The sequence below is a fragment of the Rhodococcus sp. (in: high G+C Gram-positive bacteria) genome, assembly GCF_049286785.1.
Classification (GTDB): domain Bacteria; phylum Actinomycetota; class Actinomycetes; order Mycobacteriales; family Mycobacteriaceae; genus Rhodococcus_F.
Genome location: NZ_JBAQEO010000467.1, coordinates 1 through 4,445 on the forward strand (window position 1 = coordinate 1; position 4,445 = coordinate 4,445).

Here is a 4,445-nt window from a genome sequence, read left to right on the forward strand (position 1 = left end):
CCCTTGTGCTTCGGAGCATTGGGATCGGTTCTGACGAAGGTGAGTAGCACGTCGGCCTCGCTGGCACCGGATGTCCAGACCTTCTGGCCGTTGACCACGAAGTGGTCACCGTCGCGGACCGCGCGGGTACGCAGCGAGGCGAGATCGGATCCCGCGCCCGGTTCGCTCATGCCGAGCGCCGCGGTGATCTCGGCGCGGAGAATCCTTGCGGCCCAACGTTCCTTCTGTTCCTGCGTACCGAAGGACAGCAGCGACGCGGCGATGATGCCGAGACCCTGGGGGTTGAAGCTGTGATAGATCCGGCGCTTGGACAGTTCCTCGAGGTGCACGTACTGCTGCAGGAGACCGGCGTTCCGGCCACCGAACTCCGGGGGGTTGCCGGGGAGCAACCAGCCATGGTCGAACTGGAGCCGCTGCCAGCGGCGGGCCCACTCCGGCACATCGGCGCTGGACCGGGGTCGCTCCCCGGCCTCCGCCTCGTCGGGCAGGTGTTCGGCGAGGAAGGCCACGAACTCGGCCCGGAAGTCCTCGACGTCGGTATCAAAGGTGAGTTGCACGGTACTCCTCGGCGATCAGCGCCCGGTGTGCCGCCGCGCCGCCGAGCAGATGCTCGCCGGCCTTGGCGCGCTTGAGCGCGAACTGAAGGTCGTTCTCCCAGGTGAATCCCATGGCCCCGAACAACTGCAGGCCGTGGCGGAAGACCAGGGACTGGCACTCACCCGCCGCGGCCTTGGCCATCGACGCTGCCACCCGCCGGCGGGGGTCGTCCTCGGCGATGGTCAGCGCCGCGTAGTAGGCGAGGGCACGGGCCCGCTCGACCGCCAGGTGCATGTCGACGGCCTTGTGCTTGACGGCCTGGAACGATCCGATCGGGACGCCGAACTGCTGACGCCCCCGGACGTGTTCCAGCGCGAGGTCGAGGATGCGCTGGCACGCGCCGACCATCGTGAGGGCCATTCCGGTGAGCGCGAGATGACGAGCACGCTCGGAGTCTGCCGTGACGCGGTGGTCCTCGCCGACCCGCACGCCGGAGAAGGACACTTCGGCAAGATGCAGCACCGGATCGAAAACCGGACTGCGCGTGGCAGTCACCTGGTCGCCGGAAACAACGAAGATGCCCGCGTCGGTGACGACGGCCAGCCGATCGGCACGGTCGCCGTCCAGGACGTGATGCGCGGTGCCGTCCAGCAGCCAGCCGGCACCGTCGCGACGGGCGGTGACGCCTTCGAACACCGCCGTTCCCGACCGGTCGTGTTCGACGAAGTCGGTTGCGAGAGGGGCGAACTGGGTCATCGTGGCCAAATAGGGCGTGGGATCGGTGGCCCGGCCCAGCTCTTCGAGGACGATCGCCAATTCCACGGCCGTGTCGGGGGCGGTCAGCTCGGTCCACCCGAGTGTGACGTACACCTTCCACAGAGGTCCTGGGTCGGCGCCGTTGTCGACCACATGACGAATCAGCGTGGGCGGACATTCCTTGGCCCGTGACCTCACGGACGGTGTCCTGCCAAAGTCGCTGATCGGAGTCGAACTCGAAGAGCATCTCGGCCTGCCTCCTTTGCCAGAGCTGCGTACAGAATGAAGCGAGAATACCATTCTCGTCATGCGAAAGTAAGAGTCTCATATTTGGTCACGAGAGCCGGGTGGCGCGTCAATAACATGCAACCCTCCGGTACAGTGGCTGCATGTTTTTCACACACAGAGGGCAGATCAGGCGGTGACCGAGACCAGCGAAGAGCCGGCCTGGAAGCAGCGCGCAGTCGAACGCTCCATCAAGACCGCCAAGCTCCGTGCCGAACAGCGCGTGCAGCGCTTCCTCGATGCGGCCCAGGCGATCATCACCGAGAAGGGCAGCACGGACTTCACCGTGCAGGAGGTCGTCGACCGGTCCAAGCAGTCGCTTCGCAGTTTTTACCTGCAGTTCGACGGCAAGCACGAGCTGCTGCTCGCCCTGTTCGAGGACGCGCTGAGCCGATCCGCCGAACAGATCCGCGCCGCCGCAGCCGGGCAGACCGACCCCCTCGAACAGCTGCATGTCGCAGTCCAGCTGTTGTTCGAAATCTGCCGTCCGGACCCCGTCGCGCAGCGCCCGCTGTTCACCGACTTCGCACCCCAGCTGCTGATCTCACACCCCGCCGAGGTCAAGATCGCCCATACGGCACTGCTCGCACTTTTCACCGAGCTGATGGACAAGGTCGATGCCGCCGGACAGTTGCGTCCCGGCATCAATCCGCGCCGCGTCGCAGCCATGACGATGCAAACCGTCATGTTCATCGCCCAGTCCAGCGGCGCCACGGACGACGCGACCATCAAACCCATCGCCGCAGACGAGGTCTGGGACTTCTGCGCACAAGGATTCGCTCGCAGCTGACGAGAATCCTATTCTCAAACCGGAGAGTTTCGCTTACACTCCAAGAGTGTCCGAACTGTGGAGCGACCTTCTCGACTGCCTCGATCTGCGCCGGTCCCCGTTGACCGACCGGCCCGACCCCGACGAGCACGCGACTGCGGTCACCGTGTTCGAGGGATCCAACCAGCATCTGGACTACCACCGGTTGTTCGGTGGACAGATCCTCGGTCAGTTCGTCCGGTCGGCCGAACTCGCGTGCCCGAGCAAGCACATCAAATCCCTGCATGCCCTGTTCGCGCGAGAGGGCCGTGCGGAGGAGCCCGTCCGCTATGAGGTGACGTGCCTGCACGAGGGCCGCTCGTTCGCCACCCTGTCCGTGGTCGCCCGGCAGTCCTCGCGCGTGGTCGCCACCGCCTCGGTCTCCATGCACGCCGCCGAGGACGGCCCCGATCATCAGACCGTCGCCGAAGTCCCGCCCGTCCTCACCCCCGAGTATCGGGTGAACATGGAGCTGATTCCGTGGGAGATCCGATCCACCACCGACCTGAATTCCACTGCGCCGGCAGCACCCGAGTCCGACCTGTGGATGCGGACCCCCCCGGTGGCACCGGAACTGGCCCCGGCCCTCACCGCATACGCCACGGATCTGAGTCTCATCGGTACAGCGCTGCGCCCGCTCGAGGGACTGAGCCAGCTCGGTAACGGCACTGCGTTCACGTCCGCCGTCACCTCGCACAACCTGTGGTTCCACAGACCGTTCCGTACCGACAACTGGCTCCTGTTGCGCCAGCACAGTCCCCTGGTGGCGCACGGCCGCTGCTTCGGCCGCGGCGACGTCCTCACCGAGAGCGGGGACCTCGTCGCCTCCTACGCCCAGGAAGCCCTCCTTCGCTTACCGTCTTGACCCTGCCCCGAGACCCGAGGTTCCAGTTGAAGCCACATTCCTTGTCGCCCGAGTTCGTCGACTCTCCCGTCCAGACACGCCCCTACCGGGTCGTCCAGTGGGCCACCGGGAACATCGGCACTCACGCGCTGCGCGCCGTGATCGAGCACCCGAACCTCACCCTCGCCGGCGTTTACGTTCATGGCGCGGACAAGGCCGGACGCGACGCAGGCGAACTCTGCGGGCTCCCCGCCACCGGCGTGACCGCGACCAGGAGCATCGAGGATGTCGTGGACACCGGAGCCGACTGCGTGCTCTACATGCCACTTGCCTGCGATCTCGACGAGGTGTGCCGGCTACTGGCGTCGGGGATCAACGTCGTGACCACCCGCGGCGAATTTCATCATCCGGCGAGCATGGACCCTGCCGTCCGCGCACGGGTAGAGGCGGCGTGCGAGATCGGCGGCACCTCGATCCACAGCACCGGCAGCAGCCCCGGCTTCATCACCGAGGCGATTCCGCTTGTGGTGACCTCGATCCAGCGGCACCTCGACAGCCTGGTGATCAACGAGTATGCGGATCTGTCGCAACGTAATTCGCCGCAGATGCTGTTCGACGTGATGGGATTCGGGCACACTCCACGAATGTTCGACGAAGCCCGGTTGTCCCATGCGCGTAGCAGTTTCGGGCCCTCGCTCCGGCTGGTCGCGGAAGCCCTCGGGCTTCCGCTCGACTCGGGGGAGGCGAGCGGCGAAGTTGCCACCGCTCGCGGTCCGGTCACCATCGCCGCGGGGACGCTCGAAGCCGGCACCGTTGCCGCTCAGCGCATCACCGCCGCCGGCATGCGACATGGCGTTCCCCTGTTGAGTTTCCGGGCTACCTGGTACTGCACCACCGACCTCGATCCCGACTGGGACGTCCGCGCCACCGGCTGGCATGTCGCGGTCGACGGGGACGCCCCCCTCGACATCGACATCACGATGCCGGTGCCGCTCGAGCGGATGGCTGCGGTTTCCCCCGGCTACACCGCGCACCGAGCCGTCAACGCGGTCCCCTTCGTCTGCGCGGCGGAGGCGGGAATTCGCACGACACCCGACCTACCCCAGGTCATCGCCTCACTGGGGTGATGGATACCGGGGTGATCGATCCGCGACAACCTCTACGTGATCCGCGGCCTCGGAAGAGCGGGCGAGCAGCAGATCGGCCGCCGTGTAG

General features: G+C 66.4%; 4 protein-coding genes and 1 pseudogene. 3 read left to right on the plus strand and 2 right to left on the minus strand.

What is annotated here, in order from left to right; translation table 11 throughout:
• On the minus strand, window positions 1-557 hold a 557-nt coding region (locus WAW17_RS16905), incomplete at its 3' end, for an acyl-CoA dehydrogenase family protein (RefSeq protein ID WP_422334097.1).
• Window positions 541-1,540: pseudogene (locus WAW17_RS16910) on the minus strand (acyl-CoA dehydrogenase family protein). The gene WAW17_RS16905 and the pseudogene WAW17_RS16910, both read right to left, overlap by 17 nt.
• A 174-nt stretch (window positions 1,541-1,714) precedes the next feature.
• Here WAW17_RS16910 and WAW17_RS16915 point away from each other — a divergent pair.
• The 3 genes from WAW17_RS16915 to WAW17_RS16925 are packed head-to-tail and all read left to right on the plus strand — an operon-like array spanning window position 1,715 to window position 4,357.
• Entirely contained in the window at window positions 1,715-2,368 is a 654-nt protein-coding gene (locus WAW17_RS16915) for a TetR/AcrR family transcriptional regulator (RefSeq protein WP_422334098.1), read from the plus strand.
• 46 nt (window positions 2,369-2,414) lie between these two features.
• Window positions 2,415-3,251, plus strand: coding sequence for an acyl-CoA thioesterase (locus WAW17_RS16920; RefSeq protein WP_422334099.1), 837 nt, complete (start codon window positions 2,415-2,417; stop codon window positions 3,249-3,251).
• 26 nt (window positions 3,252-3,277) lie between these two features.
• Window positions 3,278-4,357, plus strand: a complete 1,080-nt coding sequence (locus WAW17_RS16925; protein ID WP_422334100.1) for a dihydrodipicolinate reductase — start codon at window positions 3,278-3,280, stop codon at window positions 4,355-4,357.
• Window positions 4,358-4,445: the final 88 nt, after the last annotated feature.